The organism is Vibrio sp. HI00D65, from assembly GCF_001635455.1.
GTDB lineage: Bacteria > Pseudomonadota > Gammaproteobacteria > Enterobacterales > Vibrionaceae > Vibrio.
Genome location: NZ_LWEH01000365.1, coordinates 1 through 1770, shown reverse-complemented (window position 1 = coordinate 1770; position 1770 = coordinate 1). Strand labels below are relative to the sequence as shown.

Sequence of the window (1770 nt, the reverse complement as noted above, 5' to 3'; positions counted from 1 at the left end):
CTTCGTAAATATCTATTACATGACAAGCTTGAAAAGTGACAAGTTGTCCGCACTGCACACAATCACTGCCAGCAGGATCATTATCTAATTTGCCCTTATAGTAATTAGGGTAAACGTCTGTAATTTCTACCCACATACGTTCAACCGAAACTTCGTCAGAACCTATGTTCTCTTCCATGCTGAAAATTAGCTTTACCAAATCGCCTACTTTAAGAGATTCCCTGTCTTCTTTTTCAGGGATCCAGAATGTGTCTGGATATTCCTTATTTAATTCTTCTCCATTATCCAATTGATAATGCTCTCTTTCATAGGTTGGCAGAATCATCAAAAACCTCGAAACACCTAACGCCCTGTTAAGGGGTGAGCAACGCAATACCGATGCCGCCGCATGCCACCCTAAACACTAAAACCAACGCATAGTGAAAATGCCACGCGTTGCGAATCCCTCTTGAACAGTTTGTTATGTGCGTGCTAATTGAGGTGCTTTTGCCAATGTTGCTGCCCTTTCAAAGCGACTCTGTAATCTTCGTAGCCCATTGAACTGTAGAGCTTTTTAGCTGCAACATTATCATCACCGACCTCTAATGTGATTTTGAGGTAATCATTATCACGACAATACTGTTCGATACCATTCATCTGCGCATTGCCAACACCTTTACTACGAAAGTTGTCCGACACCATAAAGTCATGGATATTCATCACTCTTTGCGCACGGTAAGTTGAGAACGATTCAAAGCAAGCCGCAAAACCGGCGGGCTTATCGTCGACAAAACTGATAAATCCGTGGAAATAAGGCAATGAAAATAGCTGAGCAATTACTGAGAGATCTAGCTCAACTGAGAATTCAGATAGGTACTCTCTAAACAAAGCCTCGAATATACCTTTGTCCTCAATGCTTTCTGTTTCGATACGCCTGATTGTGATTTCCATATTCATTTCCACCAAAGCACATAACATTTTTAATAACAGGCCGGCTCGTTTTCCCTCCAACCTAACTTACAATCAATCTAACATAAACCATTAAAAAATAAAGAATATACATAAATTTAATTATTTTTACCTTCACATAAAAACGAGCCGGCCTGTTATCACTTTTTACGTGGCATGTTATCTTGGGGAGTTCTTGCTTCAACTTACCTATTAACAACGACTTACTAATTGCTCTGCCGACAAAATGAGCCACTACTCCTGATAAAACAAGCCGTTTTTCATACTCAAACTCCTTCTAACACCAATAAACTGTATAAAAAAACAGTTTTGGGAGGTGGGAAATGGCAAGCAAATTCATTGAAGAAATCCGTAGACACATGCGAATGCGAGGCTATAGTCTCAAAACAGAAAAGGCCTATATATACTGGATAAAATACTTCATTCGCTTTAATAAGCTTAAGCATCCTCAAGATATGGGAACGACTGAGGTAACAGCCTATCTGTCTTATCTTGCTAATGAACAACACGTCGCTATCAACACTCAAAAAGTCGCGCTTAATGCGATTGCGTTCCTTTACAACCAGTTTTTACAAAGACCGCTTGGTGATCTAGGTTTTACTTATGCTAAAAAGCAGCGCAAGGTTCCGAGCGTACTTACGCCAAATGAAGTCCAACTGATACTGTCACACCTTTCTGGTGTTAATCACATCATTTTTTCTCTGTTGTATGGTTCTGGACTTAGAGTTAATGAGTGTTTGAGAATTAGAGTTCAAGATCTTGATTTACAAAACCTATCTTTAACCGTGCGAGATGGGAAAGGAAAAAAAGATCGCGTAACTT

General features: G+C 39.6%; 3 protein-coding genes. 1 reads left to right on the top strand and 2 read right to left on the bottom strand.

What is annotated here, in order from left to right:
* Window positions 1-325: DUF2314 domain-containing protein (locus tag A3712_RS21325; protein ID WP_063524989.1), on the bottom strand; the 325-nt coding region annotated here is incomplete at its 3' end.
* A gap of 146 nt (window positions 326-471) precedes the next feature.
* The gene (locus A3712_RS21320; RefSeq protein ID WP_063524990.1) at window positions 472-930 is read right to left on the bottom strand and encodes a GNAT family N-acetyltransferase; all 459 of its coding nucleotides are present in this window, start codon (window positions 928-930) and stop codon (window positions 472-474) included.
* A gap of 341 nt (window positions 931-1271) precedes the next feature.
* Here A3712_RS21320 and A3712_RS21315 point away from each other — a divergent pair.
* A partial coding sequence (locus tag A3712_RS21315; protein WP_157618834.1) for a phage integrase N-terminal SAM-like domain-containing protein occupies window positions 1272-1770 on the top strand: 499 nt, incomplete at its 3' end.

Coding starts and splice junctions, on each gene's coding strand:
- A3712_RS21320 (WP_063524990.1), bottom strand. CDS start 930: ATGGAAATCACAATCAGGCGTATCGAAACAGAAAGCATTGAGGACAAA.